We start from the raw sequence: 26694 nt of genomic DNA on the forward strand, positions 1-26694 counted from the left end.
CCGCAGCGGCGACGCGCAGCTCGACCGTGCCCGGCGGCGCGCGACACCGGAGCTGGTCGACGTCCTGTGCCGCTACCCGCGCGCGGCGGCCGGCCGCAGCCGCGTCGCCGCGCTGACCACCGCACTGGACGACGCGCTGCGCGACCGATGAGTGCGGAGCCGCGCGGCGGTCCCTCCTGCATGCCGATCGTTGCGGGCCACCTGCTCACCGACCCTGCCGACCGAGACGCCCTCGTCCCCGAGGGGACGCGGGCGGTCGCGCTCGCGCGCTCGGCCCCGGGCTGCCCGGACTTCGCCCTGACCGCGAACACCCTGGACCCGGCGCGGGTGAACGTCGTCGAGCGCTGGGCCTCGGAGGAGGAGCTGCTCGCGTTCCGCGGCTCCGGACCGGACGGGAACACCGCGGCCCGGATCCTGGGCGCGGACGTGCGGCGCTACGCCATCTCCTCGGTCGGCTACGCCTGACGCTCACGCGCCGCGGGCGACCCCGGCGAGCGCGGCCTTCGCGAACGCCTCCGGCTGCTCGACGTGCACGAGGTGCCCGGCGCCGTCGACGGTCTCGGTGTGCAGCCCGGGGACGACGGCGGCGACGCGGCGGTGCAGGTCGGCGTACCACCCGATGCTCCGCCCGCCGAGCAGCCAGGTCACCGGGACCGGGATCCGGGCGAGCCGCGCGGTCGGGACGTGCTCCATCATCAGCCCGTAGGGGTGAACGCCCAGCTCGGCGAGGACGCTCGGCGCGTTCGCGTACAGCTCCCCCTTCGCCTCGGGCGGGAGCGGGTCGAAGCCGTTGCCGCCGTCGGCCCAGCGGGCCGCCCAGCGGAGGAACGTCGCCGCGGCCTCCCGTCGGCGGCCGCGGACCTGGTCGGCCTTGGCCCGGGCGAGCGCCGCGAGCAGCGACGGCGAGGCCCCGCGCAGCCCGTGCCACGGCGCCTCGACGACCACCAGCGACCGGAACAGCTCGGGCCGCTCCACCGCGCAGGCGAGCGCGGTGTTGCCACCGGAGCTCCACCCGAGCACGTGCGCGGGCGCGCCGACGTGGTCGATCACCGCGGCCAGGTCGGCGACGTGCACGCGGTAGTCGCGCACCGGCGGGTGGGCCGAGCGGCCGTAGCCGCGACGGTCGTAGGCGAGCACCCGGTGGCCGCCCGCGGCGAGGTCGTGCACCGTCCCGCCCCAGGACGACGCCTGCGCCCCTGTCCCGTGGACGAGCACGAGCGGCGTGCCGCTGCCGTACTCGTCGCAGGCCAGGGTCGTGCCGTGCACCGGGATCCGCATCGTCGCGCCCTCCGTCGTCCGTCCGTTGCGGACACACTGAGGATGATCTACGTGACATCAGGATCCTGTCGCCAACCGGTCCGGGTGCGGATCTCCGGCGTCCGGGTCAGGGCGCGCTCCCGTCGACGGTCGTCGCGAGCCGGCGCCCGTCGGCGCCCCGGGCGAAGAACAGCGCCAGGACGAGGAGGTCGTCGACGTTGGTGGCCGCGAACACGGCTCCCGCCTGGGCGACCACGGACGGCTCCCGGGGGGGGCGGCGACGAGAACGGTAGGAGTCCCCGGGACGCCCCGTCCGGTGCCGCGACCGGACCGCGGAAACCGGCGTACCGGGTCCGTGACCGTCGCTAGTCTGCGCCGATGGTGACCATCCGACCGGCCGGTCAGGACGACGTCGACGTCTCGGCCGAGCTCGCCCGGCAGGCGTACGGGCACTACACCGCCCGGATCGGCCGTCCGCCCGCGCCGGTCGGCGCGGACTACGCGGCCGCGGTGCGCGAGGCGACGATGTGGGTCGCCGAGGACGACGGCCGGGTCGTCGGCCTCCTCGTCCTGCTCGACGGCGACGGCCGGCTCCTGCTCGACAACGTGGCGGTCGACCCGTCGGCGCAGGGGCGGGGCGTGGGCGCACGGCTGCTCGCCTTCGCCGAGGATGAGGCGCGGCGCCGCGGCCACGACCGGATCGAGCTCTACACCAACGAGGCGATGACGGAAAACCTCGGCTACTACTCGCACCAGGGCTACGTCGAGACCCACCGCGCCGAGCAGGACGGCTACCGCAGGGTCTTCTTCACCAAACGCCTCGCTCCGGCCTGAGGCGTCCGGCCCTGGTCAGCGGACGCGGTGGTAGCGCAGGTGCACGGTCCCGCCGTCGAACACGCGTTGCTCGACCAGGCGCAGCCGCAGGTCCGCCCCGAGCGGCAGGTACCGCTTCCCGCCGCCGAGGACGACCGGCACCACCCGCGGGCGGAACTCGTCGATCAGGTCCAGCAGCGACGCGGCCAGCCCGGGCCCGCCCACGGCCAGCTCGCCGTCGGTCTCCTCCTTCAGCCGGGCCACCTCCTCCGGGGCGTCGGCGCGGCGGACGAGACGGCACCCGGGCGCGACGGAGGTCAGCGAGTCGGAGAACACCACCCGGGGGATCGCGGTGTAGAGGTGCGCGAACTCCGCCTCCACCGGGTGGCCGTCCGCCCGCTCGGGGGCGGTCCAGAAGTCCTCCATGATGTCGTAGAGGTTGCGGCCGAACAGGAACACCGATGTCGCCCGGGTCTGGTCGTTGGACAGGCGGTGCACCTCCTCGTCGGGGTCGCCGAAGGCGATGCTGCCGGTGGGGTCCTCGACGAAGCCGTCGAGGGACATGCTCATGGAGTAGCTGAGGAAACCCACGGGCGTCAGACCTTCCGGTTCCAGAACTGGTGGATGCGCCCACTCGGCGAGGCGACCGACTCGACCGTGAACCGGTCCTCGACTCCGTTCAGCCCCTCCCACGGGGACAGCCCACGCCCCAGCACGATCGGCAGGATCACCACGTGCATGACGTCGACCAGGTCGGCGTCGAGGAACTGCCGGATCGTCGAGGGTCCCCCACCGAGTCGCACGTCCAGGTCGCCCGCGGCCTTCTGCGCGACCGTCAGCACCTCCTGCGCCGACCCGTCGACGAAGTGGAAGCTCGTCCCGTTCGCGAACTCGATCGGCGGCCGCGGGTGGTGGGTCATGACGAACACCGGGGTGTGGAACGGGGGCTCGTCGTCCCACCAGCCCTGCCAGCCGTCGTCGGTCCAGGGGCCGGTCTGCGAGCCGAACTTGCGCCGCCCCATGATCTCGGCGCCGATGCCCTGGGCCCACGTGCTGGTCAGGGCGCGGTCCAGGGTGACGGGGGCGTCCACCCCGCCGATCCCGTGGATGAACCGCCCGTCGAACCCGGCGAAGAGCCGTCCGGCGTCGCCGATCGGGGCGTCGAGGGTCACGTGGTCGCCGGCGGCGTAACCGTCGAGCGAGATGAACAGATTGTGCACCCGGGTGCGGGGCATGGGGCCTCCTCGGTGAACGCGCGGACCGCGTCGCGACGGTGGACCGCCGGGGGCGGCGGAACTCATCGGTCGACGCGGGTCCGGCTGCTGGCCGGCGTCGTCCGGGACCGGCTCGTCGTCGAGGCGGGGCGCGGTCCGGCACGGGCCGACGCCCGGATGACCGAGACGGAGAGCATCGTGGACACCGTCGTGGCCGGACCGGCCGGGCAGCACCGCGTCCTCGGACGAGCGGCTCACCCCGTTGACGCCGGACCGGTGGGGCCGGCCGGTCCCGGACCGTCGCGAGTGCAGGCATCGACGAGCCCGCGCAGAGCCCGTGACCCTGCCGGTTGCTCAGGAGCCGATCGCGACGATCCGGGTGACGACGAGCGTCACGAGCCGGTCCCCGGGGTGGATCGCGGCCGGTACGGCTCCGACGGTGGCGCGTACGGAGGTCACCGACGGCCCGGACGCTCGTCGAGGTGGACGGTGACGGCGTCCCCGGCCTGCTTGCCGATCGTCGTCCGCACCGCCGCGGTCACGGGCAGCTTGTGCGTCCCGTCGCCGAGCGCCATGAAAGAGCTCTGGAACGGATGGCCGTCGATCGTGCCCGGACCTTGACCGGGCCGCGGGTGGCGAAGAACTCGGCCGACCAGTCGGTGCGCAGGTAGACCCACCCGCCCGGCGCATCGCTCTTCTCGAGCGTGGCGGTGAACGTGTGGTCGAGGGCGTGGGAGGCGACGGGATCGCTCATCGGGTCTCCTTGTCGGGTGGCTGTCCGCGGGTCTGCCCGACCTGGACGACAGCACCACCGCCGCCCGGGATCGTGCGTGTGCCCCTGGCGACCGCAAGCACGGACAGCGTGTTGCGCTCCTCCGCAACATGGTGGGGCGGTTCACGGGTCGCGATGCTCGCCGTTGCTTCTCCTCGCACAGCAGAAGGCCGAGCAGCCGGTTCGCTCCGAGAGCCTGCGGCTCCGGATCCGCGGATCGTGCACCCGTGATCGCGGCTGGACTTCGAACCCGGGCGGTACCGCCGCACCGGTCAGGACCGGCTACGACCGGACGACATCGTCTCGGTTCCGTCAGGCGTCAGCGCTGGCCAGAGGGGTAGTCGGGATGTGGAAGCGGGGTGCCCCCGGGTCGGACTCGAAGCGACACCGGGACCTTTCTAAGGGGGAGCCGGGGTGCCGACACCGCCACCACACCGACCTGGGCAGATAGCGATTCCGGTCGGCTGCGTCGCCGAACTTCACCACGTATTCGGCACGGGCATGTCGATGGCGCTAGGGCCGATGGTGGGCACGGACAAGTGCGGAGCGTCGCCTCGTGAAGACGATCCCGACGAGCACGTAGAACAGCAGGTTCTCCGAGTCGGGGTCATGCCAGGCTTTCCGGATCGTGGGCAGCGCCGCCGCATCGGCTCCGACGGCGAAGATCACCGCGGTGGGAGCCGCATCGAAGCCGACCCACACGACGAGGGCCGCGACGGCGATCACCGCACAGACGACGTCGAAGGGGCCGATCGTCGAGTAGCTGTGTCTCGTCACAACGGCCGAGACGACGACGATGAGCGGGCCGAGTCCCGCGTCCGCGTAGCGTCCGTGCGCTGCACCGACGGGGGTGTCTCCCCCACCCGCCCGGCCTCCTGGTGATCTCCTCGCGGCGCGGGTTCCCCCCTGCCAGGCTCGGCGCGCCGTGAGGAGATCACCCAGTTCTGCCGCACTCCCTTGATCTCCGAGCGGTGTCGGGTCCGGGCGGAGCCCGGGGGCCTTGTCGTACAAGCCCTCGAAGGTGTCTGACCAGCGCCGGGAGACTGACTCTCCAAGCTGCGTTATGGCACGGTCTATCAGGCCAGAGTGAGTCCGACGGTTCGCGAGCAGCGAGGAGGCACTGATCTTCGTGGAGACACAAGAACTGCACTCGGTCCTTCAGGCGCAAGCGGAGCGGCTCCTCAGCGAGCCGGGGGCTGACCAGGACACAGACCAGCAGTACACCCGGATCTGCGATGACCTGGTGCGAGCGGTACCCCACGCCAAATGGGCTGCGCTGACCACTCAGGACCGGTCGGGGTTGCACTGCCTCGCAGCCACCGACAAGCGCATCCCGGAGTTGGCCCGGGTCATGGTGGACTGCGGACACGGGCCGTGCATCGATGCCATCGCGGCCGGTTCCCTGAGTGAGGTCGTCATCGACGACTTCACGGAGGCCGGCGATCGGTGGCCGGTCTTCGCCCCAGCCGCCGCCAGTGCGGGGATGCGCAGCGTCCTGTGCCACGCCATGGCCCCTGAGGAACATCCGATCGGTGCGATGACGGTGTGGTCGGACGAGGTCGGGGCGTTCAGCGACGACCGCTCGCGCACCATCATGGCCGCGTTCGTCACACAAGCCGCGGTAGCGGTGTACGGCGCGCAGCGCGCCGAGCACCTCGTGAAGGCTTTGACGAGCCGCGACGTCATCGGGCGGGCCAAGGGAATCCTGATCGAGCGGTTTCGCTTGACCGATGACAGCGCTTTCCGACTGCTGGTGCGGTCCTCCCAGGACGTCAACATGAAGCTCTGCGACGTGGCCGAGGTTCTCTGTCGTGAGGCGGAAGCACGGGCGATGACGGTGCCGCAGGCGCGATCGGGATCTGGCTCCGACTTGGCACGGTAGCGGGGCCGGCGCTGCCGGCCCCGCGCCGCCGCCAGGCGGCGCCGTGACGAGTGTCGTCTCCTGACCCGGAACCCGGTCACGGCGATCGCATGGACGATCCCGCGCACGGTGAAGTCGGTGGACAAGCGGGTCGTCGTCAACGCTGCGCAGGCCCGGGCGCTGCTCTCGGCTGCCGGAACCCAGAGGCCCAGTGGTCCCGGGCTCGTCGCCTTCCCCTGCCTGCTCTACTACGCCGCGCTGCGGCCGGGTGAGGCCGTGACGTTGCGGGCGGCTGACCTCCGGTTGCCCGACGATGGCTGGGGCGAGCTGCTGCTGACCGGCTCCACCCCGGAGGCCGGCGCTTCCTGGACCGACAACGCCGGCGCCGCGAGGAGCGGGAGTTGAAGTACCGGGCCCGCGGTGAGACCCGCTCGGTCCCCTCACCACCACCACTCACGGCACTACGACGGGCGCACCTCGCTGAGCACGGCACGACGCCGGACGGCCGGCTGTTCCGCGGTGTCCGCGGCGGCGATCTCCCGGAGGGCACGTACTGCCGTGTCTGGCGGAAGGCCCGCGCGAGCGCTCTGACCCCCGAGGATGCCGCCTCACCTCTCGCCCGACGCCCCTACGACCTCCGCCACGCCGCGGTCTCGACGTGGCTCAACGCCGGTGTGCCGTCGACCCAGGTCGCCGAGTGGGCCGGACACAGCGTCGGGGTCCTGCATCAGATCTACCCGAAGTGCATCGTCGGCCAGGAGGACGCGGCACGGGAGCGGATCGCAGCGGCGCTCGGGGACGGTTCCGGTGCCTGAGTTTTCAGCGCCTGTTCAGCGCAGGCACCCGGTGAACCCCGGTCAGCACCAGCGCGCGCCGGACAACTTCATCGTGGTCGTGGCGGGTGTAACGACTGGTCAGAGGGGTATTCTCGACGTCGAAGCGGGGTGCCCCCGGTCGGACTCGAACCGACACCGGGACCCTTTTAAGGGGAGGCCCTGCGCACCCTGTTCGATGGCCCTGACCTGCAATAGTTCCGTCGCCCGGTCGGTCCGGTCACAAACTTCAGCACGTATTCGGCACGGGGATCGACGAACGGTGCGGGTGACGGCTACGCCGTGTCGGCGAGTTGTTTTGCCTTGGCGAGGCGCTCGGACACAGTGGTATCGCCTCGACCAGGTGGACACGCTCGGAGGTATCGCTCGAGAATCGCGACCTCTGCGAGGTGGTCGCGTTGGCGCCGGTAGATGACGGCGGCTCGCTTCGTGTACCCAGGCGGAGGGTCCATGGTCTTAATCGCGGCGGCCCGTTCAGCGGCAGCGATGATCTCCAGCAGCAGAGTCAGTGACTCGTCGTCTCGTCGCTGCTTCCGCAGCTCGTCAAGGTGTGGGACCCACTCGGTGAAGTGTCGTCCACGAACCTGTCCCGCGGCTTCGACAGCAGCATTGATCTTCTTAAAGTCGGGCAGATCTGGTGCCATCGACGCCAAGCTAGCGGGTGGTCGCGCGGGGTTCGCTACCCCACTCCCCTGCCTGGTGGTGATCTCCTCGCGGCGCGGGCTTGCCCCTGCCGGGCCGAGGGGCGGGGTGCAAGGTACTCAGTCCCGCCTTGTGCCCCGCCCCTCGGGCTGGCTGCCGTCTCGGCGCGCCGTGAGGAGATCACCACCCACGCCACACTCCCCCTGATCTCCGAAGCGGTGTCGGGTGTGGGCAGCGCCCACCATCTCTTCGAGGGCGACAATCTTGTGAGGCCGTGCCGGATATGCCCGTCTGCCCGCTACGCTCGGCGGACTCGTGAAGGGGGCCGACATGACCAACGTGTCGCAGGAGACCACGGTGACGTGCGGGTGTTGCGGCGCTCCGAAGCCTCCGGACGAGGTGGCGCGGCTGAGCCATCACCCCGAGATCGCGGTGTGTGGCGGCTGTGTGCACGGCATGGCCGGTCGGCTGGCGAACCGCCCATCGATCACGCCGATCTTCCCGGTGCACGACATGCCGGCAGCCCGGGAGTTCTGGACCCGTGCGGGCCTACAGGTCGAGGAGTACAGCCCGGAGTACGCGTTCGTCATGTTCGGCGACGCGGAGGTGCTGCATCTGGATCTGCGGGCCGAGCTCGACCCGGAGCACAACGCCGCGGCGGTCTACATCCACATTCCCGATCCCCACGACTGGCACGCCCGCCTGAAGGCGCAGGGCCTGCCGGTTAGCGACGTCGTGGTCGAACCGTGGGGAATGATCGAGTTCAGTGTGAAGGACCCGAGCGGGAACCTGATCCGGATGGGCCGCAACGATTGAACCGCTGCTGGCCCGGGAGTGTCGCTACCCGCGCCGGGCACCATGTAGAGATGCGCGTTGAGCTTCTGGTCGTGACGGACTGCCCGAACGAGCGCCCGACCTTCGAGCGTCTGCGCCAGGCCCTCGACGACGCCGGACATGAGGACACTCCGATCGCGGTCCGCATCGTCACCGAGGACACGGTGGGCTCGATCCCGGCGTTCGCGGGTTCCCCGACGGTCGTGATCGATGGCGCCGATCCGTTCGCCGAGCAGGTCTCGCCCGGAGCGGGTCTGTCGTGCCGGGTCTACCGATCCGCAGCTGGGATGGCTGGAGCACCGTCGCTGGACGACCTGAGCCGTGCTGTGGCTCGCTGAATGCCTCCGGGATAGGCGTTCGTCCCGTGGCAGTGGGGCCGGGTAGCCGGACCCGACGCCGCGAACGGGCCGGAGGTGTAGTGAGCGAAGCGGCGGGGCCGGCGTGGCCGGCCCCGCGCCGCCGGAGGCGGCGCCTTGATCCCCTAGAGGCGGATTCGGCACGTCCGGTGAGGTGCGTCACTACTGGGCACGGAGAACCCGATCGCTGCCCGTGGCTAACAAGACACCGCTCGTGCACGACTCCATATCCGTGGACGTGTTGGAAAGGCGCGGGCGTGCTGCCTGAGCTGGTCGTGAGCGAAGACGACGAGCAGCAGTTCGTCCTGCCGTGGTCCGAGGAGCCGTGGCCAGCGACCTGGCAGGAAGTCGAACGCACGTTCGGGACGACAGATCATCGACGGTCGCTACTGAGTCTCGCCTCGTCTCGCCTGTTTGAGCTCCAGGCAGCAGGCATACCGATCTACGCGGCGTGGATCAACGGCTCCTTCGTGACCGCCCGGGAGCACCCGAACGACATCGACGTCGTTGTCCTGATCGACGGTGATCGTTCCGCCGCCAGCCGCGAGGCCACCGGCCTGAGCCCAGCAGCGTGGCTGGACGCAACCCACGTTCTTCGGAATGAGCCTTTGCCAACCTGATCATCCGTTGGCGATCATGAGGGTCTGAACTGCGGCGACGAGCTCGGCGGCCCGGGCCGGGCAGGATCTGATCTTGCGCAGAACCTTCCAGTTCTTCAGCTCGGCGTTGACCCGCTCACCCGGCCCGCGTCGGCGGGCGTGTGCGGCGTTGACCTCCCTCTGGTTGCGCGACAGGCGCCGGTAGCGCCCGGTGTCCGGGTCGATGCGCCGACGCCGCTGCGGCACGGCCACCATCGGACCGGCGCCTTGGTAGGCGGTGTCGGCGACCGCGGGGATCTCATGCGCGGTCAGCGCCTCGATGATCCCGTGGTCGCGGGCGGCTCCCATGTCGTGCCGCGCGCCAGGCAGCGGCGGGGAGATCCACACCAGCCTGCCGACCGGGTCGGCGATGACCTGCACGTTCAGCCCGTGGGCCTTGTGCTTGCCGCTGTAGTAGGGGCGGTCTCGGCCGGACGCCATGCCGACCCGGTCGATCCGCAGCAGGCTGCCGTCGACGATCACGAACGCCTTGCGTGAGGCGACCTCGATCGCCTGCTCCAGCGTCGGGGCCATCGCCGCGAGCAGGGCGAGCGCTTCGCGCACGTAGCGGTAGACCGTTGACGTGCCGATCTCGAACCCGCAGGCCAGGTCGGCATAGGTCTCGCCCTTGCGCAGATAGGCCACCACCAGCAGGGCCTGGCGGCCGGCGGAGAGCTTGCGCCAGCGTGTAGCCCGCTGGTTGCGGTGCGCGCGCAGCGCGTCGGCGAGCAGGCCGAGCGCGCGGCTGGACACGGTCATCCCGGACGGGTAAGACAACACTCTGAAGCTCCTGGTCAGGCGGATTGATCTAGGCAATCGCCCGCCTACCAGGAGCTTCACCCTTTCGAGGTCACGCCACGCCGCACGCCAGCTGACCTGCTCGTCCATCAGGTTGGCAAAGGCTCAATGGTGCCGGGTCATTGGCGAAGCAGTCGTGGGCGGCATGATGACCGCCCGCATCTGAACCGTTCAGCTGCCGGCTCGAGTGGACACTGGTTGGGCGATCGGAACGCGGCCTGACGGGTAGGCGGCAACGTGGAGCCGACTCCCGTCGGAGATCGTCAGCCTGCATCGCCGCTCACGATCCTGCCTGGTCAGACGGTCATGCCCTGCCTGCCTGGAGAGGCCACTCCTGCCCAGCCCTTGGACGAGGTACGGGATGACTTGGAACGACATCTGCCCGTAACGTCCCGACCGGCGCCACGAGCTGCCGGAATCGACGGGTCGAGAGTTCCTGGAGGACGCGCGTGGCGGCTCTCTCGCGCCGACTCCCGCAGTTCCGCCCGATCCTCGCCGGTGCCCGGTTGTCCGACCGGCTGTTCGCCTGTGCCGGGGCGCTCGCGGCCATCTCGGTCGCCGGTGCCATCGGGGCGCTCGTCGTCGGGCCGGGCGCGGCGTTGCCGTTCATCGTCGCACCGGTCGGGGCGTCGGCGGTCCTGGTGTTCGCGGTGCCGTCGAGCCCGCTCGCGCAGCCCTGGCCGGTCATCGCGGGCAACGTCGTCTCGACACTCATCGGGGTCGGGGCGCGGCTGGCCGTACCCGACGTCCTCGCCCAGGCGGGGCTGGCCGTCGCCGTGGCGATCGCGACGATGTCGCTGTTGCGCTGCCTGCACCCACCCGGAGGGGCCGCAGCCCTGACGGCCGTCATCGGCGGCAGCGTGATCACCGGAGCGGGCCCGCTGTTCGCCCTGTTCCCGGTCGGGGTGAACTCGGTCGTCCTGGTCGCGATGGGGTGGCTGTTCCACCGCCTGTCGCGGCACCCCTACCCACACCGGACGGCGCCGTCCGACCGGGCCGATCGCCGCAGCTGCTTCCGGGCCGACGACGTGGACCGGGCGCTGGCCGAGATCGGCGAGACGTTCGACATCGACCGCGACGACATCGGTCTGCTGCTGCGCGAGGTCGAGACCCAGGCGCTCGTCCGGCAGCACGGCGACCTCGTCGCCGCGGACGTGATGTCGCGCGACACCGTCTCGGTCCGGTCGGGCGACGATCCGACGACGGCGCGGGACCTGTTGCTCGAGCACGACGTCCGGACGGTGCCGGTGCTCGACGACGACGGCGCCGTCGTCGGCACTCTCGGGCTCCGCGAGCTCGCGCACCCCGCGGGCACCGTCGGCTCGATGGCCTCACTACCGTCGACGGCCTCGGCGGACACGCCCCTCGCAGCGCTGAGCCGCATCCTGACCGACGGACGCACGCACGCCGTCGTCATCGTCGACGAGCGGAACCGCCTGCGCGGCATGGTCACCCAGACCGACCTGCTCATCGCGCTGTGCCGCATCCTGGCCGATTCGGCGTGACAAGCCTCGAGATGCGCGGCGTCCGCGCACATCGGCGGCTCGCCACTCGTTCGGTAAGTGCGAAGCAGGTTTCCGCCTGATGTGGGGCGGTCGCGACCCGGCATCCAGCCCGTCTTCACGTGTCATCACTGCGCATCCCCGAGCGCCACAGTCCCAGATGCGGCGCGAGACGCCGAGCCGTTGTGGTACCGCCGCGTCTCGATCAGATAGCCGTCACGGAGTGCGACGGTCGAGGGGCTGCAGCCCTGCAGGACGACCGCGCAGGTGTCCTTCTCGGTGCCGCGGCTGCGCAGGATGCCCTCAGCTTGTGGTGGTAGCGCTACGATGTCTCCTGTGAGCGAGGCGTTCGAAGTGTCGCCCGACGATCCGGATGGGGTCGCGGCCGCGATCGAGCGTGCGTCGAAAGGTTCACGAGTTCGCGTCGTCCGTCAGGGCCACGCCGTCGCCGACATCGTTCCGATCGCCGCGGCCGGGCCGGGAGAGCTGCGTCCTGAGCGGCGCGACTCTCGCCACGACCAGGTCGTGCGCGACCACGCCACCCGGTTCGGCGCTCCGACCTTGGAGCATTACCGGCGCATCTACGCCACCGCCGGCCGTGAGTGGCCGGGCGAGGATCACATCCGAGCGCATTACCCCGTGGCGGACGTGTCCTGAGCACTCAACCTGCGCTTACCGCGAACACTGTGAGCGGGAAGGTCCTCGACGCGAGCGCGCTCGACGCCTACGCCAACGGGCATCTGGGCATGGCTACCTGGTACGCCCTGGCCTGGGAACTGGGGCTCACGTTCGTCGTTCCGCGTTTCGCTCGTGACGAGGCCCTCTGTCTGCGGCCGGGCCTCGTCGCCGAGGTTGACCTGCTGCTCGCCGCGCCCTATGTCGTCCTGACCGACTCCCCCGCCGAGGCAGCCCGTCTGCTCGACGAGACCTCCGCAGCCTCGGTGTACGACCCGCTGGCAGCGTCCGTAGCCGCCTTGTGCCGGGAGCGGGGATGGCCGGCGCTGTCCACGGACCCAGAGCGACTGCGTCGCGTCGACCCGTCGCTCGAGGTAGACCTGCTCTGAGACGGGAACGGCCAGCGTCACTGACCCTGGCCCTGTGCATCACGCCGACCGCCAGGCCGACCCTCAGATCAACTGGCCGCTACTGCACAGCGCCCATCCAGTCGCGGCGGGCCCGCCGGTAGGCCGTGCACGGCGCTGTGCTGCAGGCTGTTCACCGCGCGGTAGTAGCGCATCGTCGTGCCCTGCCGCTGACGCCCCGGCCCGGCAACTACCGCGCAGCGCAAACTGGACATCCCTGAAGGGGGCTCGGTCTCAGGAGGCCGGGTACTGCTGGGCGCCGAGCACCCGGGCCAGGTGGGCGGCGTTGCGGCCCAGCGTCGCGGTCGTCGCCGCGACCGGTTCCGGGGTCTGGTCGAGATCCTTGTAGTCGACCGGGTTCATCGCTTCGGAGTTCCAGTAGGTCGCTCCGCCTGCGGGGATGGTGAACCCCATGTCGTTGAGTGCCTGGAACGAGTCGGCGACGATCTTGTGTGCGCCGTCCTCGTTGCCGACCACAGCGACGACCGCGACCTTGCCGAACAGTTCGGGTCGCCCCTGGTCGTCGGTTTCGGACAGCTCCGCGTCGAGCCGCTCCAGGACCCGCTGTGCCACGCTCGACGGGTGCCCGACCCAGGTCGGGGTCGCGAACACCAGGATGTCCGCGTCATAGATCCGGCTGCGGATCTGCGGCCACTGGTCACCCTCGCCCATGTCGGCCGCGGTGCCGGGCTTCACGTCGTAGTCGGCGACCCGCAGCGTGTCGCCGGCGACACCGTGATCGGCCATGGCGTCGAGCACCTGTCGGGCCATCACCTCGCTGCTTGAGGCCTGCGGGCCGGGCTTGAGGCTGCACACTAGTAGTTGCAGCGCGTTTTGCGGTACACGAGAAGGTCGCACGAGGAAGTTCAATGGCGACAAAACGGGCTTACACTCTCGAGGAGATCGAGGTCAAGGGAGAGCAAGGCGACCTGCGGGATGAGGAGTAGCTCGCAACCGGTCGGAGTCAAGCAAGAGCTGCAAGAACGTCTCTCCGCCGACTCCGTTTTAGAGGAGAGAAGGATCTGATCAGCCCTGCCGGGTCTCCGCCGCAATCCACTCAAGATAACGCGGGTTACCGTCATAAATGGGACGAGCACTCACGCTCGGCACCATATAAGGGTGATCTTTCTCGGCGCGCTCTACTATCCTCGCAACAAGCGACCGTCTCGTATGCAGCGCCACACGCCCCTCGGTGCGTTCGCGCAACTCACCGTCCCACCGGTACGCAGATCGCACTGGCTCAAAATTGTGTGCATTAGATGCCAGTCGATCAGCCACGAGAGATCTGGCGAATTCGTACAGCCATTCCGGGTCAGGCGCGGTGACAACGACTTCGCACAACTCAATCTGCCCGCCGGTGATCATGCGATGCCGCCTCGCACTGCCACAAGCTCAGACATCGCCCGCTCAGAATCTTTAGCAGTCTTACCCATGGTTGCCCAACCGGTCATAATATTGTCGTCGTAGCCGAGCCCCACCCATCGACCGGTAAACTCGATTCCGTGAGGGTGCATGGCCAGAAACATCGTGCCCTTCGACCGAACAGCCCCGTCAGCCGCCGCGTACCAGCCGGTGAGAATCTGGTTGTCCCAGAGGCGCAGCTCGCCTGACCACAAATAGCCACCCTCTGCCTGACTGAGTCCACGCTGAGTTGCGGCAATGTGCACGAGGTCGCCCTCCTGACGCATGCGCACAGGCTGCGTGGCGACCTTCTCGACGCCGTCGCGGGTCGTCTGCCATGACGCCCACCAGTCTCCACTCAGCGAGACGCGCCCGGGCGCGCGGCCGGCCAGCTCGCTCACCGACACCCCGAGGGCGTCGGCGATGGTCAACGCGACCGACAGCAGCGGCTGCTGCTCCCCCGCCTCGTAGCGACGAATCTGCCGGGTGTCGATGCCGGCCACCCGCGCCAGGTCGGCCTGCGACATGCCGAGATCCGCTCGACGCCTCCGGATCACTTCGCCCATTTCCACGCACCCCATCGTCGTAGGACTTCCTAGTCCTTGACAACCGGACTAGTTCGCCTCACTGTAGGACTTGTTAGTCCGCAACAGGGGCGGGCAAGTCCGCTCCGTCGGTCTGACCTCGGCACACCCGACCGTGTCGCCGAGCAACCCGAGGAGGGCGCCAGTCATGGCGATCAAGAACAAGTTCCCCGTCGCGATGGGCGACGTGTTCCCCCACGGCGCGTTCGTGGTGTCCGAGGTCGAGCCGGTCCGGGACTTCGACAAGTCCTCCCCCGGCCGCCCGGTCCAGCAGACCGACAAGGAGACCGGGCTGCCGGTGTGGTCGGTCTCGGTCCTCGACGCCGACCCCGAGGCCCGCCGCACCGACAAGACGGTCACGGTGAAGATCGCGGCACCGCACCAGCCGGTCCCGCCCGAGGCCGCCGCAGGGCTGCCGTTCCGCCCGGTCGAGTTCGACGGCCTCACCGTCACCCCGTACGTGCAGGAGACCGGAGGCCGGCCCCGCGTCGCCTACAGCTTCCGCGCCGCCGGGATGCGCGCCCCCGGCCACCAGCGCCCGGCCCCGGGCAAGAACCAGGACGCGGCCTGAGCTGCCACTCACCCACCGCGTCAGGTGGAGGGAAGCCCGTCCGTAGCGGGCTCCCCTCCGATCTTCCTCGCCCCTCGTAGCCCTGCCAGGCACTAAGACTCGGAAGGACACCGAGCGTAGATGCACACCTCCCTACCCCGTCATGCCCACACCACGACCGACCCCACCGACGCCCAGGTCGTGCCGGTGGCCCGTCTCGTCGAAGCCGGCCTCCGCCGCACCAGCCGCGCGATCCGCGACACCGCCCGACCCTCGGCCGGGGACCTGCTCGCCCACGCCGCCCGGGCCCGTCGGCTCGCCGAGCTCCACACCCGCCGGGCCCGCTGGTGGGCCATTCTGCAGCGCGACACGGCCACCAACTACGCGCCGGTCGTCTACGTCCAGGCCGTCGTCACCGCGGTCATGGAGAACGAGCGCCAGGCCCGCTACTGGACCGACACCGCCGACGACTGGCAGGCCCTCGCCGACGGCCGACCCACCTCCGACGTCGCCGGGGCCATGTCCAACTGGGCCGACCTCGGCCTCACCGACCCCGCCGCCCCCGGGCTCCCGGACACCTCGGCGGTGGCCCGATGAGCGCCCCGAGCCAGGGCCGGCCGGTGCTGCGGCTGGTCCCGATCACCGACCCCACCGCCGCAACGACCGATGTCCGCTGGCGGGATGACGCCGCGTGCGCCGGGCTGGACACCGAGCTGTTCTTCCCCGTCGACGACCGCGCGGCCTCGGTCGAGACACCACGTCGGGTGTGCCGGGGCTGCCCGGTCCGCGCCGCCTGCCTCGCCGACGCGCTCGCCACGGAGGACCCGGCCCGGCGCTACGGCATCACCGGCGGTACCACCCCCGGCGAGCGCCGGACTCTGCACCGCGCCGGGCTCACCATCACCACCACCCCGGCCGCCGGAGGTGACGTCGCATGAACGCCACCAAGCCGACCCGCCCGACCCGGTGCGAGGTCTGCCGGACACCGCTCCACGAGCGCCCCGACCCACGTCGCCGCCGGTGCGCCGATCACCTCGACCAGCTCGCACTGGTCCCGCTGTCCACCGTCCGCACCGCCCGTGGCAAGGGAGGCCGAAAGTGATCACCGCTGCTGCCTCACCGGCCGATGTGCCGCTGTCGGTCAACCAGATCCTCACCGTCGGCGGCGCCCTGGCCGCGGTCACCGTCTACCTGCTCTACAAGATCGGCCATTACCTCGCGAAGGTCCTGGAAGCCCTCGCCACCGCCGCGGTCGTGTTCCTCGCCCTCTGGTTCGCCGCCAAGGGCCTCGTCCTCGCGGTCGTGTGGGCGGTCCGGCACTGGCGCACCACTACGACAGTTGCCGTGGTATCGGCGTGGTGCTGGTGGTGGGGCTGGCTGTCGCTGCTACTCACCCTCACCGCCGTGACGGTCGTGCTCGGGGTGTGGCGGGTCACGTCGCTGCCCTCGTTCGACCACTGGGCCGGACGTCACCTGCGCTCCTGGTGGCAGCGCTGGCTCGTCTACGCACCCCGGATGCCGCGCTGGCTGCGCTCGGTCGGCCTCACGGTCCCCGACCGCGGCGGGGCCACGGTCATCCAGGTCAACCCGCTGCGCCGCACCGCCACCGCCCCCCGGGAGCGACCGCGCCGCGACCAGCTCCCCCGCATCCTCTCGGTCCGCTCCGGACCCTCGTGGGACGAGGTCAAGGTCCGTCTGGTCGCCGGGCAGACCCCGGAGGACTTCGACACTGCCGCCCGCGCCCTCGCGGTGGCTCGCGGGGTGAACCGCTGCCAGGTCCGCGAACTGAGCCCGAACGTGGTGTCGATCGACTACCAGCGCCGCAACCTCCTCGACGCCGTCGTCACCGCACCCGACCTCGACGCCATGGCCGGCCTCCCCGGGGACGCGATCGACCTGGACCGGGTGCTGTCCGGAGCTACCGAGTACGGCACACCGTGGCGGCAGTCGATCCGCGGTAGCCACACCCTGATCGGCGGCGCCACCGGGGCAGGCAAGGGCTCCCTGATGTGGACGCCCCTGCTGTCGATCGCCCCGGCCATCCGCGACGGCCTGGTCCGGGTCAATGGCATCGACCCGAAGGGCATGGAACTGGCCTACGGCCGCGACGTGTTCCACCGCTACGCCGTCACCAGCAAGGACGCCCTGGCCCTGCTCGACGACCTGGTCGAGCAGATGGAAGCGCGCAAGCGCGAGCACGCCGGAACCACCCGCCTCGTCCCGATCACGACCGAGACTCCGTTGGAGATCGTGGAGTTCGACGAGATCGGCGCCCTGCTCCGCTACGTCGGCGCCCGCAAGACCCGCGAGGCCATCACCGAACGCATCGCGCTGCTGACCACCCAGGGCCGGGCGCTGGGGTTCACCGTCCGCGGTTACGTGCAGGAGCCGACCAAGGACACTGTCCCGGTGCGGGAGTTGTTCCCGCGCCGCATCTGCCTTCGCGTGGCCTCCAAGAGCCACGTCGGGATGGTCCTGGGCGATCAGGCGTACGACCGGGGTGCGTGGGCGAACCGCATCGGCGAGTCCGAACCCGGTGTCGGCTACCTGTTCGGGGAAGGCGTCCGCGAGCCCCTGCGCGTGCGCGCCGCGTGGGTTCCGGATGACGCGATCAAGGCCCTAGAACGGTTCGTCACCGCCCCCTCGCCCGACCCGGCCCGCCGCCCCGCGCCGGTGCTGCCGTTCCGCCCCGGCACACCCGCACTACCCGCCGGAGGTGCCGCGTGAACGCCGCGACCGGCACCGAGCCGATCGACCAGGAGAAGCTCACCCGCGCACAGAAGGCCATGCTCGCGCTCTCGAACGAGGTCGCGACGCAGCTCGCCGAGGACCACGGCGTCTGCATCCGGCCGCTGGCCATGCGCCGCATCGACCAGAGCAGCGGGCGGGTCGACGTCGTCCCCGTCCCGTGCGGGTCCACGCGGGAGGACCAGTGCCGCCCCTGCGCGGAGAAGGCCCGACGCCTGCGCATGGTCCAGTGCCGCGAGGGCTGGCACCTCGAAGACGAACCCATCGTCAAACCCGCCGACCCCACCGCCGCGCAGAAAGAGCTGATGACGGTCCGGGCGGACCTGCACGCCGCCTACACCGACGCCCGCGCCAAGGGCGACGACGCCGAGTGCGAGGAGATCCGCGAGACCGTCGCCGAGGTCGACCAGGAGCTGCGCGCACTCGGGGTCCGCGGCCGCCTGGCCCCGCTCGACCCGACACCCCAGACCGTGCGCCGCTCCACCCGCCGACGGCAGGACGCACCGAACCTGCCCCGCCGCCCGGTCGAGAACCGCACCCTCGGACGGGTGTTCGGAGGGAAGTACCGCCCCTCCACGTTCCTCACCCTGACCCTCGACACGTATGGGCGGGTGGACAAGCACGGCGCCGCGCTCGACCCGGACACCTACGACTACCGCCGCGCCGCCCGCGACGCGATCCACTTCCCGAAGCTGCTGGACCGGTTCTGGCAGAACACCCGCCGGTGTGTGGGCTGGGACGTGCAGTACTTCGGGACCGTCGAGCCGCAGAAGCGCGGGGCACCGCACTTCCACGCCGCCATCCGCGGCACCATCCCCCGCACCGAGCTGCGGGCGATCACGGCTGCGACCTACCACCAGGTGTGGTGGCCGCACCACGACGAGATCGTCTACAGCGGGGACCGGCTCCCGCGCTGGGACCACCACCACAAGGCGTTCGTCGACCCCGAGACTCGCGAGCCGCTGCCCACCTGGGACGAGGCCACCGACCCGGACGCGCTCGCGGCTCCGGCACACACAGTGGTGTTCGGGCCGCAGGTCCACGTCAAGGGCATCCTCGGCGGTTCTGAGGAGGCTGGACGGCACATCGGCTACCTGACCAAGTACCTCACCAAGTCCGTCGGGCAGGCCGCCGGCCTCGACGAGTCCGCGACGTCTCGCCAGCGGGAGCACGCCCGCCGCCTGGCCGCCGAGCTGGCCATCACGCCGTGCTCGCCGCGCTGCCCGATCTGGCTGCTCTATGGCATCGAGCCCAAGGGCGCCCGACCCGGGACGACGCCAGGGCAGTGCAAGGGCAAAGCGCACAAGCCCGAGCACCTCGGCATCGCCGGACGCCGGGTACTGGTCTCACGGAAGTGGTCCAACAAGTCGCTCTCGGACCACCGCGCGGAGCGGACGGCGTTCGTTCGGCAACTGCTCGACCGGGCAGGGGTGCAGCCCGCCTACGCCGTCGACGACGGCCCGTTCACCTGGGAGACGACCAAGCCCGGGGACTCGGACGTGCCTCCTCGCACGGTGCTGCTGCTCCATGCGATCAACCAACGGAGCCGATGGCGCGCGGACTACGACGCCGCCGTCCTGGCGACAAGCGACGCCCCACCCGACCGTTCGGCAACTGAGGGAGCAGCGGCATGACGAAGACGACGGAGCGGCTGACGGTCATGCAGGTGTGCGCAGAACTCAGGATCTCGCGGTCAACGTTCTACGAGTGGCGGGCGAAGAACCGGGCCCCGCGGTGCATCAAGCTCCCCAACGGTGACCTGCGGGTCCGTCGTGCGGAGTTGGAGCGCTGGCTCGATGCGCACGAGGAGGCAGCCTGATGGAGACCTCCTACGACGTGCGGATCTGGAAGGTCGAGGTGTACTCGGGCGCACGGACCACGACGCACACAGTGAAGTGGTCGGTTGCTGGGCGACGCTGGCGAGTCCCGTACAAGACCGCGGCTCTGGCTGATGCTTTCCGGTCCGAGCTGCTGGTTGCTGCGCGGCGTGGCGAGGCGTTCTCACTGGACACCGGCCGTCCGATGTCGATGGATCGCTCCGAACGGCGCGTCGGGTGGCTCGCGTTCGCCCGGGACTACGCAGCGATGAAGTGGCCGCACCTGGCTCCGAACTCGCGGCGCAACACGGCGCGGGCGCTCACCAACGCCACTTTCGCGCTGATCACGAGTGAGCGAGGCCGGCCGGACGACGCCACGTTGCGCAAGGCTTTGACCGCGTGGGCGTTCAACGTCCGGGCCAGCACGAATGCCGCGCCGCCAGAGCCGATTGCGCGTGCGTTGGCATGGCTGGAACGGAACACCCGTGAGGTGGGTGACCTGGCCGAACCGGCCGTCGTACGCGCTGTCCTGGACGCATTGACGGTGCGTGGCGACGGCGGCCGTGCAGCCCCGGCCTCGATCGCTCGGCAACGTGGCGTCGTGGTCAACCTCGGCGAGTACGCGGTGGAGCGTCGGCTCCTGACCCGCAACCCGGTGACCGCGATTGCGTGGAAGATCCCGCGCACGGTGAAGACGGTGGACAAGCGAGCCGTCGTCAACACCGTTCAGGCCCGCGCCCTGCTGTCCGCCGTGGGCAGTCAGAAGCCGAGCGGCCCGGGCCTGGTCGCCTTCTTCGGCCTGCTCTACTACGCCGCCCTCAGGCCGGGCGAGGCTGTGACACTCCGCGCCGCTGACCTCCAACTTCCAGCTGAAGGCTGGGGCGAGCTGCTGCTGACCGGCTCTACCCCGGAGGCCGGCGCTTCCTGGACCGACAACGGCCGGCGCCGCGAGGAGCGGGAGTTGAAGCACCGGGCCCGCGGTGAGACCCGCTCGGTCCCGTCTCCCCCTCCGCTCACCGCTCTGCTGCGGGCGCATCTCGCCGAGCACGGCACGACGCCGGATGGCCGGCTGTTCCGCGGTGTCCGCGGTGGTGATCTCCCGGAGGGCACCTACTGCCGGGTATGGCGGAAAGCTCGCGCGAGCGCTCTCACCGAGTCGGAGGCCGCTTCGCCGCTCGCCCGACGCCCCTACGACCTCCGCCACGCCGCGGTGTCGACATGGCTCAACGCGGGCGTGCCCTCGACCCAGGTCGCCGAGTGGGCCGGGCACAGCGTCGCCGTCCTGCACCAGATCTACGCGAAGTGCATCGTCGGCCAGGAGGACGCCGCCCGGCAGCGGATCGCCGACGCCCTTGGGGCTACCCCGTGAGCGACGGAACTTCGGTACGTATTCGGTACAGCCACCCGCCGAGCACCGGTCAGGGCCGGGTACGACCGGACAACATCATCTCGGCTTCGTCGGGTGTAATCGCTGGTCAGAGGGGTATTCTCGACGTGGAAGGGGGGTGCCCCCGGTCGGACTCGAACCGACACTGGGACCCTTTTAAGGGGCCTGCCTCTGCCGTTGGGCTACGGGGGCGCCGCGACAGCGTAGCCAGGGCGGGAAGGACTCATGCCGAGCACCGAGAAGGTCGACCTCCGGGGCGCCGCGGCGACCCTGCTGATGACCCTCTACATGCGACGCCTGGACGCCCGGTCCCGCCGCCCGATCCTGGGCGACCCGTGGGCGGAGCCCGTCTGGGACCGCATCGAGCACGATGTCCACGGCCTCTGGCAGTTCACCGGCGACGTCTCGACCATCGTGTGCCGCGCCGCGATCCTCGACGGCTGGACACGGGAGTTCCTCTCCACCGAGCCCGCCGGGCAGGTCCTGCACCTGGGCTGCGGGCTGGACAGCAGGCCGTTGCGGGTCGGGGTGCCGTCGACGTGCCGCTGGGTCGACGTCGACCAGCCCGAGGTGATGGAGGTCCGACGCCGTCTCTACGACCTCCCCGACAGCATCGAGCAGGTCCCCGGCTCCGTCACCGACGACGACTGGTGGTCCGCCGTCGACCCGACGCTGCCGACACTCGTCGTCGCCGAGGGGCTCTTCATGTACGTCCCGGCCGATGCCGTGCACGCCACCGTCGACCGGGTCGTGTCCGGAACACCCGCGGCGACGCTGGCGTTCGACGCCATCGCTCCGTGGACGGTGCGTGCCTCGCGCTGGACGCCGACGTTCCGCGCCGTCGGTACCGAGTTCCGGTGGTCGTGGAATCCCGCGGAGTTCGCGCACCGGCACCCGTCGCTGACCGAGCGCGACGACATCTCGATCTACGACGAGGTGTCCCTGCGTGAGCCGCGGGTGTGGCTGCGCCCGCTGTTGTCGGCGGCCGGGCACGTCCCCGCCATGCAGGACGCGATGCGCCTGCACCGCTTCACCACCGGCTGAGCCGCGGGACCGGGACGTCGCCGAGATGCAGCTCAGCGGGCGACGACCCGTACCGGAACCCCGCTGAGCTGCATCTCGGCGACGTCTGCGGCGCGGGGGACGCGAGGCGACCGGACAGGCGGGGGCGTCGCGGCGGAGGGTGTTGCGTGGAGGTGAGCAGAGCACAGCCACCCCGGAAGAGCCCCCCGAGCAGCGGCGAGGATGTTCATCGTCGGATCGGCGACAATCCCGCGGCGCGCGCGGTATCCGCCAGGACCTGCTCGACCATGGCCGGGGTCAGCCGTCCGGTGAAGGTGTTCTGCTGGCTCACGTGGTAGCAGCCGAACAGCTCCAGCGGCTCCCGGTCGGGCCCGGCCGGGGCCAGCGTCACCGACGCCCCGTGCCCGAACTTCGGGGCCGGCCGCGGGACCGTCCACCCCGCCCCGGCGAGCACCGGCAGCAGCGCCTGCCACCCGAAGCCGCCGAGCACCATGACCCCGCGGACCGTCGGCGCGAGCAGGTCGAGCTCCTGCTCCAGCCAGTTCCGGCAGGCGTCGCGCTCGGCCGGGGTCGGCTTGTTCGCCGGCGGCGCGCAGTGCACGGGCGCGGTGATCCGGACCCCGTGGAGCTCCAGGCCGTCGCCGATGTGCGAGGCGGTCGGCTGCGAGGCCAGTCCGACGGCGTACAGCGCGGCGTAGAGCACGTCGCCGCTGCGGTCGCCGGTGAACATGCGCCCGGTCCGGTTGGCGCCGTGCGCGGCGGGAGCCAGCCCGACGATCAGCATCCTCGCGTCGGGTGGACCGAAGCCGGGCACCGGGCGTCCCCAGTAGGTCTCGTCGCGGAACGCGGCCCGCTTCTCCCGGGCCACCTTTTCGCGCCACTCGACCAGCCGCGGACAGGCCCGGCACTCGGAGATCCGCTGGTCCAGGACCGCCAGGTTCATGCGATCGATCGCGCGATCCCGTCGAGGATGTCGTGCTCGGAGACGACGACCCGGTCGATCCCGGCGCGCGCATGCAGCTCGTCGGCCAGGGCCTGCACGACCAGCGCCCCGGCACCGATGACGTCGACGCGGCCCGGGTGCAGCGAACCGTGCTTCTCCCGCTCCGACCGCGACGACCGGATCAGCAGGTCCGCGACCCGGTGCAGGTCCTCGCGGGTCAGCGTCGAGCCGTGCACCTGCTCGCGGTCGTAGGCGGGCAGCTCCTGGGCGATCCCGGACAGCGAGGTGATCGTCCCGGCCACCCCGACCCAGGTCGTCGCGGTCTCGACCGGCACCGATGCGAACGCCTCGGCCAGCACCTCGGCGGCGACCGCACGCGCGGAGTCGATCTCGGCGTCCGACGGCGGGTCCGAGGGCAGGCAGCGCTCGGTCAGCCGCACCGACCCCATGTCGACCGACTTCGCCGCGGTCACCACGGCGGCCCCGTCGCGCAGCTCCCCCACGACGACCTCGGTGGACCCGCCGCCGACGTCGGTCACCACGAACGGGCCGTCGTCGGGGTCGAGGTCGCCGACGGCGCCGACGAACGACAGCCGCGCCTCCTCGTCGCCGGAGATGATCTCCGCCTCGACGCCCAGGGTGTCGCGGACCATCGCGAAGAAGTCCTCGCGGTTCGACGCGTCCCGGGTCGCCGACGTCGCGACCATCCGGATCCGCTCGGCTCCCTTACGGCGGGCGGCGACGGCGTAGTCGACCAGCGCCACCCGGGTCCGCTCCAGCGCCTCCGGGTCGAGCCGGCCGGTCGCGTCGACGCCCTTGCCCAGCCGCACGATCCGCATCTCGCGGTGCAGGTCACGCAGCCCCTTCTGCCCGTCGAACGCCTCGGTGACGTCGGCGACCAGCAGCCGGATCGAATTAGTTCCGCAGTCGATGGCGGCGACCCGCGACATCGGCACTCCCTGCTCTCGGCGACCGTCGGGCCTCACCGTAGTCGGGATCGGCCGGTGGAGCCGCCCGTCCGGGTTACCCTCCGGTAATGGCGACGACGCACACCCCGGCCCCGGTGTCCGACCTCGGCACCCACGAGGTCCTCAACCAGGTCCCGCCGCGCTCGGACGGCGACCTGCTCTCCGCGGACCCGGCCGTCGTCGAGGCGCTCGCGCGGGAGGGCGGGGACGCGGCGGCGCTGGAGTCGGTGGCCGCGGCCGTCGGGACCGCGGAGCACCGCGAGCACGCCCGCTCCGCGAACGCCTGCGAGCCGGAGCTGCGCACGCACGACCGCACAGGGCACCGCGTCGACGAGGTCACGTTCCACCCGTCCTGGCACGAGCTGATGCGCACCAGCGTCGGACACGGCCTCGCCGCCGCTCCGTGGGCGGAGGAGCCCGGGACCGGCGCGCACGTCACCCGCGCGGCGGGCTTCTACCTCACCTCGCAGGTCGAGCAGGGTCACCTGTGCCCGATCTCGATGACCTACGCGTCGGTACCCGCACTGCGGCACGCGCCCGAGCTCGCCGCCGCCTACGAGCCCGGCCTGACCGCCCGCCGCTACATGCCCGGCCTCGCCGTCCCGGCCGGCAAGGACGGCCTCCTCGCGGGCATGTCGATGACCGAGAAGCAGGGCGGCTCCGACGTCCGCGCCGGCACCACCGTCGCCACCCCTCAGCCCGACGGCAGCTACCGCCTCACCGGCCACAAGTGGTTCACCAGCGCCCCGATGAACGACCTGTTCCTCACCCTCGCCCAGGCCCCCGGCGGGCTGACCTGCCTGGTCCTGCCCCGGGTGCTGCCCGACGGCACGCGCAACGCGATCCGGCTGCAGCGGCTCAAGGACAAGCTCGGCAACCGGTCCAACGCGTCGTCGGAGATCGAGTACGCGGGCGCGGTCGGCTGGCGGGTCGGCGACGAGGGCCGCGGCGTCCGGACGATCATCGAGATGGTCTCGATGACCCGGCTCGACTGTGTGCTGGGCTCCGCGGCGACTGCGCGGGCCGCGGTCACCGAGGCGGCGCACCACGTCGCCCATCGGTCGGCGTTCGGGGCGCGGCTGGCCGACCAGCCACTGATGCGCGAGGTCCTCGCCGAGCTCGCCGTCGAGACCGAGGCCGCGACCGTCCTGGCGCTGCGGCTGGCCGGTGCGGTCGACCGGGGTGAGACGGCGCTGCTGCGCCTGGCCCTGCCGGTGTCGAAGTACCTGGTGTGCAAGCGGACCTCGACCGTCGTCGCCGAGGCGCTGGAGTGCCTGGGCGGCAACGGCTACGTCGAGGAGTCCGACCTGCCCCGGCTCTACCGGGAGGCGCCGCTGAACTCGATCTGGGAGGGCTCGGGCAACGTCACCGCGCTCGACGCGCTGCGCGCCATCGCCCGCGAGCCGCACGCCGTCGAGGCACTTCTCGGCGAGATCGACCTCGCGGCGGGAGCCGACCCGCGGCTGGACGCGACGGTCACCGCGCTGCGCGCCGAGCTGGCCGCACCGGAGGAGCGCCGGGCCCGCCGTCTCGCGGAGCTGGCCGCGCTGGCACTGCAGGGGTCGCTGGTGGTCCGCCACGCCCCGACGGCCGTCGCGGACGTCTTCCTCGCGACCCGGCTCGACGCCGACGGGCCGCTGCGCACGGCCGGGACGCGGCCGGGCAAGGACAGCGTCGGGGTGCTGCTGGAGCGGGCGACGCCGGGGATCTAGAGGCAGGGCGGCCCGGACCGCCACCACTCCCCGATCTCGTCGAGGGCCTCGTCGCCGAACGGGTTCACCCCGGACCCGGCGGCGAGGGCGTGCGCGACGTGCACGTGCAGGCACTTGACCCGGTCCGGCATCCCCCCGGCCGTGACGTCGGGGTGCGTGGCGAGCGGCTCGATGGCGTCGCGCTCGGCGAGATAGGTCTCGTGGGCGCGGCGGTAGGCGCCGGCCAGCTCGTCGTCGACGGCCAGCCGCTCCTCCATCTCCCGCATCCGGCCCTCGGCCTCGAGGGTCCCGATCCGCGACGCCAGCCGGGCGCAGGTCAGGTAGTACAGCGTCGGGAACGGGGTGCCGTCGGGCAGCCGCGGCGCGGTCTGCACGACCGCCGGGTGCCCGGACGGGCAACGGTAGGCGACCGCGAGGACCCCGCGCGGGGCGCGACCGAGCTGGTCGGCGACGGCGTCGAGGTCGGCCTGGGCGACCGGGCCCGGCTCCAGACCGGGCGGACGGGAACGAGTGCTGCTCACACCGTCATCGTCGCGGGTCGCCCGTGACGTCGTTCCACAGGGTGTGGAACCAGGGCACGCCGGGCTCGGCCTGGCCGTCCTCGACGACCGGCGCCGGCGGGGCCGGGAACTGCACGACGTAGGGGGTCTCCCCCGGCTGGACCATCCCGAGCCGGGACCGGGCCTGCGCCTCGACCTCGGCCGGATCCGAGAGCCGGGCGCGGTCGGAGGACAGCCGCGCGACGTCGGCCTCCAGCGCCTGCTGCCGGTCGGAGACGTCGGCCAGCTCCTGGCGCTGGGCGACGAAGTTGTGCAGCGGCACCGCGACGGTCAGTGCGAGCGCGCAGACCACGATGGCCAGGATCGCGGCCCGCTTCGTCGACGACAGGCCCAGCAGCCCGGTGGTGCGGGCGACGACCTCGCCGGCGCGGGACCGGGCGCGGGTCAGACGGGGCCGGG

The 26694-nt window shown here is 71.4% G+C and carries 36 protein-coding genes and 2 tRNA genes; 21 read left to right on the top strand and 17 right to left on the bottom strand.

From position 1 onward, the window contains the following. Positions 1–180: 180 nt before the first annotated feature. A complete protein-coding gene (locus tag GTW08_RS23900) occupies positions 181–465 on the top strand; it encodes a putative quinol monooxygenase (RefSeq protein WP_073577664.1) in 285 nt (94 codons plus the stop codon). Between the two features lie 3 nt (positions 466–468). On the opposite strand, the gene GTW08_RS23905 is transcribed toward GTW08_RS23900, so the two are convergent. Next, positions 469–1278 carry an alpha/beta fold hydrolase gene (locus tag GTW08_RS23905; protein ID WP_073577663.1) on the bottom strand — a complete coding sequence of 270 codons (810 nt, stop codon included), beginning with the start codon at positions 1276–1278 and terminating at the stop codon, positions 469–471. 106 nt (positions 1279–1384) lie between these two features. Further along, on the bottom strand, positions 1385–1513 hold the full coding sequence (locus GTW08_RS32585; protein ID WP_255497743.1) for a hypothetical protein: 129 nt from the start codon (positions 1511–1513) through the stop codon (positions 1385–1387). Positions 1514–1635: 122 nt separating this feature from the next. Here GTW08_RS32585 and GTW08_RS23910 point away from each other — a divergent pair, with 122 nt between their 5' ends. Beyond that, complete coding sequence (locus tag GTW08_RS23910; protein ID WP_073577662.1) at positions 1636–2091, top strand: GNAT family N-acetyltransferase; 456 nt, start codon at positions 1636–1638, stop codon at positions 2089–2091. A gap of 15 nt (positions 2092–2106) precedes the next feature. Here GTW08_RS23910 and GTW08_RS23915 read toward each other — a convergent pair whose 3' ends face one another. The 5 genes from GTW08_RS23915 to GTW08_RS23930 all read right to left on the bottom strand — a co-directional run bounded on the left by GTW08_RS23915 (position 2107) and on the right by GTW08_RS23930 (position 4782). Beyond that, complete coding sequence (locus tag GTW08_RS23915) at positions 2107–2661, bottom strand: dihydrofolate reductase family protein (protein WP_073577661.1); 555 nt, start codon at positions 2659–2661, stop codon at positions 2107–2109. A 5-nt stretch (positions 2662–2666) separates the two neighbouring features. Beyond that, on the bottom strand, positions 2667–3305 hold the full coding sequence (locus tag GTW08_RS23920; RefSeq protein ID WP_073577660.1) for a dihydrofolate reductase family protein: 639 nt from the start codon (positions 3303–3305) through the stop codon (positions 2667–2669). A 434-nt stretch (positions 3306–3739) separates the two neighbouring features. Continuing rightward, positions 3740–3859 carry a DUF1905 domain-containing protein gene (locus GTW08_RS33060; RefSeq protein ID WP_308292866.1) on the bottom strand — a complete coding sequence of 40 codons (120 nt, stop codon included), beginning with the start codon at positions 3857–3859 and terminating at the stop codon, positions 3740–3742. Further along, positions 3823–4038, bottom strand: coding sequence for a hypothetical protein (locus GTW08_RS23925; RefSeq protein WP_308292865.1), 216 nt, complete (start codon positions 4036–4038; stop codon positions 3823–3825). Before GTW08_RS23925 ends, GTW08_RS33060 begins: the two co-directional genes overlap by 37 nt. A gap of 531 nt (positions 4039–4569) precedes the next feature. Beyond that, positions 4570–4782: a hypothetical protein gene (locus GTW08_RS23930; RefSeq protein WP_139282974.1), complete on the bottom strand. Its 213-nt coding sequence runs from the start codon at positions 4780–4782 to the stop codon at positions 4570–4572. A gap of 403 nt (positions 4783–5185) precedes the next feature. On the opposite strand from GTW08_RS23930, the gene GTW08_RS33065 reads away from it, so the two are divergent. The 3 genes from GTW08_RS33065 (at position 5186) to GTW08_RS23945 (ending at position 6732) form a co-directional block, all read left to right on the top strand. Beyond that, positions 5186–5938, top strand: coding sequence for an ANTAR domain-containing protein (locus tag GTW08_RS33065; protein WP_073577658.1), 753 nt, complete (start codon positions 5186–5188; stop codon positions 5936–5938). Between the two features lie 117 nt (positions 5939–6055). Then, positions 6056–6322, top strand: a complete 267-nt coding sequence (locus GTW08_RS23940) for a hypothetical protein (RefSeq protein ID WP_161152555.1) — start codon at positions 6056–6058, stop codon at positions 6320–6322. Beyond that, on the top strand, positions 6319–6732 hold the full coding sequence (locus GTW08_RS23945) for a hypothetical protein (protein ID WP_161152556.1): 414 nt from the start codon (positions 6319–6321) through the stop codon (positions 6730–6732). The genes GTW08_RS23940 and GTW08_RS23945 overlap by 4 nt, the downstream gene beginning before the upstream one ends. A 130-nt stretch (positions 6733–6862) precedes the next feature. On the opposite strand, the gene GTW08_RS23950 is transcribed toward GTW08_RS23945, so the two are convergent. Beyond that, positions 6863–6933: transfer RNA gene (locus tag GTW08_RS23950), tRNA-Leu, on the bottom strand. 92 nt (positions 6934–7025) lie between these two features. Continuing rightward, positions 7026–7394 carry a hypothetical protein gene (locus GTW08_RS23955; protein WP_130288647.1) on the bottom strand — a complete coding sequence of 123 codons (369 nt, stop codon included), beginning with the start codon at positions 7392–7394 and terminating at the stop codon, positions 7026–7028. Between the two features lie 313 nt (positions 7395–7707). Here GTW08_RS23955 and GTW08_RS33070 point away from each other — a divergent pair, with 313 nt between their 5' ends. From GTW08_RS33070 to GTW08_RS23970, 3 genes are all read left to right on the top strand, one after another. Next, on the top strand, positions 7708–8208 hold the full coding sequence (locus GTW08_RS33070; protein WP_161152557.1) for a VOC family protein: 501 nt from the start codon (positions 7708–7710) through the stop codon (positions 8206–8208). 50 nt (positions 8209–8258) lie between these two features. Beyond that, complete coding sequence (locus GTW08_RS23965; protein WP_130288645.1) at positions 8259–8564, top strand: hypothetical protein; 306 nt, start codon at positions 8259–8261, stop codon at positions 8562–8564. 275 nt (positions 8565–8839) lie between these two features. Then, positions 8840–9202 (top strand): DUF6932 family protein, encoded by a 363-nt coding sequence (locus GTW08_RS23970; RefSeq protein WP_161152558.1) that lies wholly within the window; start codon positions 8840–8842, stop codon positions 9200–9202. On the opposite strand, the gene GTW08_RS23975 is transcribed toward GTW08_RS23970, so the two are convergent. Continuing rightward, entirely contained in the window at positions 9203–10000 is a 798-nt protein-coding gene (locus GTW08_RS23975) for an IS5/IS1182 family transposase (RefSeq protein WP_073574106.1), read from the bottom strand. A 467-nt stretch (positions 10001–10467) separates the two neighbouring features. Between GTW08_RS23975 and GTW08_RS23980 the strand changes: the two genes are divergently transcribed. From GTW08_RS23980 to GTW08_RS23990, 3 genes are all read left to right on the top strand, one after another. After that, positions 10468–11523: an HPP family protein gene (locus GTW08_RS23980; protein WP_161152559.1), complete on the top strand. Its 1056-nt coding sequence runs from the start codon at positions 10468–10470 to the stop codon at positions 11521–11523. Positions 11524–11856: 333 nt separating this feature from the next. Beyond that, complete coding sequence (locus tag GTW08_RS23985) at positions 11857–12177, top strand: hypothetical protein (protein WP_161152560.1); 321 nt, start codon at positions 11857–11859, stop codon at positions 12175–12177. 29 nt (positions 12178–12206) lie between these two features. Further along, positions 12207–12584 carry a hypothetical protein gene (locus GTW08_RS23990; RefSeq protein WP_161152561.1) on the top strand — a complete coding sequence of 126 codons (378 nt, stop codon included), beginning with the start codon at positions 12207–12209 and terminating at the stop codon, positions 12582–12584. Positions 12585–12836: 252 nt separating this feature from the next. Here GTW08_RS23990 and GTW08_RS23995 read toward each other — a convergent pair whose 3' ends face one another. Together GTW08_RS23995 and GTW08_RS24005 are read right to left on the bottom strand one after the other, a co-directional pair. Then, complete coding sequence (locus GTW08_RS23995) at positions 12837–13460, bottom strand: flavodoxin family protein (RefSeq protein WP_337826720.1); 624 nt, start codon at positions 13458–13460, stop codon at positions 12837–12839. A gap of 503 nt (positions 13461–13963) precedes the next feature. Then, complete coding sequence (locus tag GTW08_RS24005) at positions 13964–14584, bottom strand: helix-turn-helix transcriptional regulator (RefSeq protein WP_202417616.1); 621 nt, start codon at positions 14582–14584, stop codon at positions 13964–13966. Between the two features lie 151 nt (positions 14585–14735). On the opposite strand from GTW08_RS24005, the gene GTW08_RS24010 reads away from it, so the two are divergent. The 8 genes from GTW08_RS24010 to GTW08_RS24045 all read left to right on the top strand — a co-directional run bounded on the left by GTW08_RS24010 (position 14736) and on the right by GTW08_RS24045 (position 21071). Continuing rightward, positions 14736–15158: a plasmid replication, integration and excision activator gene (locus GTW08_RS24010; RefSeq protein ID WP_130288641.1), complete on the top strand. Its 423-nt coding sequence runs from the start codon at positions 14736–14738 to the stop codon at positions 15156–15158. A gap of 120 nt (positions 15159–15278) precedes the next feature. Further along, on the top strand, positions 15279–15734 hold the full coding sequence (locus tag GTW08_RS24015; protein WP_130288640.1) for a hypothetical protein: 456 nt from the start codon (positions 15279–15281) through the stop codon (positions 15732–15734). Continuing rightward, positions 15731–16075, top strand: a complete 345-nt coding sequence (locus tag GTW08_RS24020; RefSeq protein WP_130288639.1) for a WhiB family transcriptional regulator — start codon at positions 15731–15733, stop codon at positions 16073–16075. The genes GTW08_RS24015 and GTW08_RS24020 overlap by 4 nt, the downstream gene beginning before the upstream one ends. Then, a complete protein-coding gene (locus GTW08_RS24025) occupies positions 16072–16239 on the top strand; it encodes a hypothetical protein (RefSeq protein ID WP_161152563.1) in 168 nt (55 codons plus the stop codon). The genes GTW08_RS24020 and GTW08_RS24025 overlap by 4 nt, the downstream gene beginning before the upstream one ends. Before the next feature lie 32 nt (positions 16240–16271). Continuing rightward, positions 16272–17864, top strand: coding sequence for an FtsK/SpoIIIE domain-containing protein (locus GTW08_RS24030; protein WP_161152566.1), 1593 nt, complete (start codon positions 16272–16274; stop codon positions 17862–17864). Between the two features lie 59 nt (positions 17865–17923). Beyond that, positions 17924–19519: a replication initiator gene (locus tag GTW08_RS24035; RefSeq protein WP_161152567.1), complete on the top strand. Its 1596-nt coding sequence runs from the start codon at positions 17924–17926 to the stop codon at positions 19517–19519. Next, on the top strand, positions 19516–19704 hold the full coding sequence (locus tag GTW08_RS24040) for a helix-turn-helix transcriptional regulator (RefSeq protein WP_130288638.1): 189 nt from the start codon (positions 19516–19518) through the stop codon (positions 19702–19704). Before GTW08_RS24035 ends, GTW08_RS24040 begins: the two co-directional genes overlap by 4 nt. Then, entirely contained in the window at positions 19704–21071 is a 1368-nt protein-coding gene (locus GTW08_RS24045; protein WP_202417617.1) for a tyrosine-type recombinase/integrase, read from the top strand. The genes GTW08_RS24040 and GTW08_RS24045 overlap by 1 nt, the downstream gene beginning before the upstream one ends. Positions 21072–21208: 137 nt before the next feature. Here GTW08_RS24045 and GTW08_RS24050 read toward each other — a convergent pair. Beyond that, a tRNA-Leu gene (locus tag GTW08_RS24050) sits at positions 21209–21281 on the bottom strand. Positions 21282–21314: 33 nt separating this feature from the next. On the opposite strand from GTW08_RS24050, the gene GTW08_RS24055 reads away from it, so the two are divergent. Further along, positions 21315–22133: a class I SAM-dependent methyltransferase gene (locus GTW08_RS24055; RefSeq protein WP_073577656.1), complete on the top strand. Its 819-nt coding sequence runs from the start codon at positions 21315–21317 to the stop codon at positions 22131–22133. Between the two features lie 205 nt (positions 22134–22338). On the opposite strand, the gene GTW08_RS24060 is transcribed toward GTW08_RS24055, so the two are convergent. Continuing rightward, positions 22339–23055 (bottom strand): uracil-DNA glycosylase, encoded by a 717-nt coding sequence (locus GTW08_RS24060; protein WP_073577655.1) that lies wholly within the window; start codon positions 23053–23055, stop codon positions 22339–22341. Further along, the gene (locus GTW08_RS24065) at positions 23052–24005 is read right to left on the bottom strand and encodes a Ppx/GppA phosphatase family protein (protein WP_073577800.1); all 954 of its coding nucleotides are present in this window, start codon (positions 24003–24005) and stop codon (positions 23052–23054) included. The genes GTW08_RS24060 and GTW08_RS24065 overlap by 4 nt, the downstream gene beginning before the upstream one ends. A gap of 86 nt (positions 24006–24091) precedes the next feature. On the opposite strand from GTW08_RS24065, the gene GTW08_RS24070 reads away from it, so the two are divergent. Beyond that, positions 24092–25735: an acyl-CoA dehydrogenase family protein gene (locus tag GTW08_RS24070; protein ID WP_073577654.1), complete on the top strand. Its 1644-nt coding sequence runs from the start codon at positions 24092–24094 to the stop codon at positions 25733–25735. Here GTW08_RS24070 and GTW08_RS24075 read toward each other — a convergent pair. Then, positions 25732–26226 (bottom strand): DUF501 domain-containing protein, encoded by a 495-nt coding sequence (locus tag GTW08_RS24075; RefSeq protein WP_202417619.1) that lies wholly within the window; start codon positions 26224–26226, stop codon positions 25732–25734. The genes GTW08_RS24070 and GTW08_RS24075 overlap by 4 nt on opposite strands. Before the next feature lie 34 nt (positions 26227–26260). Beyond that, positions 26261–26694: FtsB family cell division protein (locus GTW08_RS24080; RefSeq protein ID WP_161152564.1), on the bottom strand; the 434-nt coding region annotated here is incomplete at its 5' end.

It is taken from the genome of Pseudonocardia sp. SID8383 (assembly GCF_009864975.1).
Classification (GTDB): Bacteria; Actinomycetota; Actinomycetes; order Mycobacteriales; family Pseudonocardiaceae; genus Pseudonocardia; species Pseudonocardia alni.

Coding starts and splice junctions, on each gene's coding strand:
- GTW08_RS23900 (WP_073577664.1), top strand. CDS start 181: ATGCCGATCGTTGCGGGCCACCTGCTCACCGACCCTGCCGACCGAGAC.
- GTW08_RS24015 (WP_130288640.1), top strand. CDS start 15,279: ATGCACACCTCCCTACCCCGTCATGCCCACACCACGACCGACCCCACC.
- GTW08_RS23910 (WP_073577662.1), top strand. CDS start 1,636: ATGGTGACCATCCGACCGGCCGGTCAGGACGACGTCGACGTCTCGGCC.
- GTW08_RS24025 (WP_161152563.1), top strand. CDS start 16,072: ATGAACGCCACCAAGCCGACCCGCCCGACCCGGTGCGAGGTCTGCCGG.
- GTW08_RS24070 (WP_073577654.1), top strand. CDS start 24,092: ATGGCGACGACGCACACCCCGGCCCCGGTGTCCGACCTCGGCACCCAC.
- GTW08_RS33060 (WP_308292866.1), bottom strand. CDS start 3,859: ATGGCGCTCGGCGACGGGACGCACAAGCTGCCCGTGACCGCGGCGGTG.
- GTW08_RS24010 (WP_130288641.1), top strand. CDS start 14,736: ATGGCGATCAAGAACAAGTTCCCCGTCGCGATGGGCGACGTGTTCCCC.
- GTW08_RS24060 (WP_073577655.1), bottom strand. CDS start 23,055: ATGAACCTGGCGGTCCTGGACCAGCGGATCTCCGAGTGCCGGGCCTGT.
- GTW08_RS23920 (WP_073577660.1), bottom strand. CDS start 3,305: ATGCCCCGCACCCGGGTGCACAATCTGTTCATCTCGCTCGACGGTTAC.
- GTW08_RS24020 (WP_130288639.1), top strand. CDS start 15,731: ATGAGCGCCCCGAGCCAGGGCCGGCCGGTGCTGCGGCTGGTCCCGATC.
- GTW08_RS24055 (WP_073577656.1), top strand. CDS start 21,315: ATGCCGAGCACCGAGAAGGTCGACCTCCGGGGCGCCGCGGCGACCCTG.
- GTW08_RS24005 (WP_202417616.1), bottom strand. CDS start 14,584: ATGGGGTGCGTGGAAATGGGCGAAGTGATCCGGAGGCGTCGAGCGGAT.
- GTW08_RS24035 (WP_161152567.1), top strand. CDS start 17,924: ATGCTCGCGCTCTCGAACGAGGTCGCGACGCAGCTCGCCGAGGACCAC.
- GTW08_RS24065 (WP_073577800.1), bottom strand. CDS start 24,005: ATGTCGCGGGTCGCCGCCATCGACTGCGGAACTAATTCGATCCGGCTG.
- GTW08_RS23905 (WP_073577663.1), bottom strand. CDS start 1,278: ATGCGGATCCCGGTGCACGGCACGACCCTGGCCTGCGACGAGTACGGC.
- GTW08_RS23925 (WP_308292865.1), bottom strand. CDS start 4,038: ATGAGCGATCCCGTCGCCTCCCACGCCCTCGACCACACGTTCACCGCC.
- GTW08_RS24040 (WP_130288638.1), top strand. CDS start 19,516: ATGACGAAGACGACGGAGCGGCTGACGGTCATGCAGGTGTGCGCAGAA.
- GTW08_RS24045 (WP_202417617.1), top strand. CDS start 19,704: ATGGAGACCTCCTACGACGTGCGGATCTGGAAGGTCGAGGTGTACTCG.
- GTW08_RS23955 (WP_130288647.1), bottom strand. CDS start 7,394: ATGGCACCAGATCTGCCCGACTTTAAGAAGATCAATGCTGCTGTCGAA.
- GTW08_RS23965 (WP_130288645.1), top strand. CDS start 8,259: ATGCGCGTTGAGCTTCTGGTCGTGACGGACTGCCCGAACGAGCGCCCG.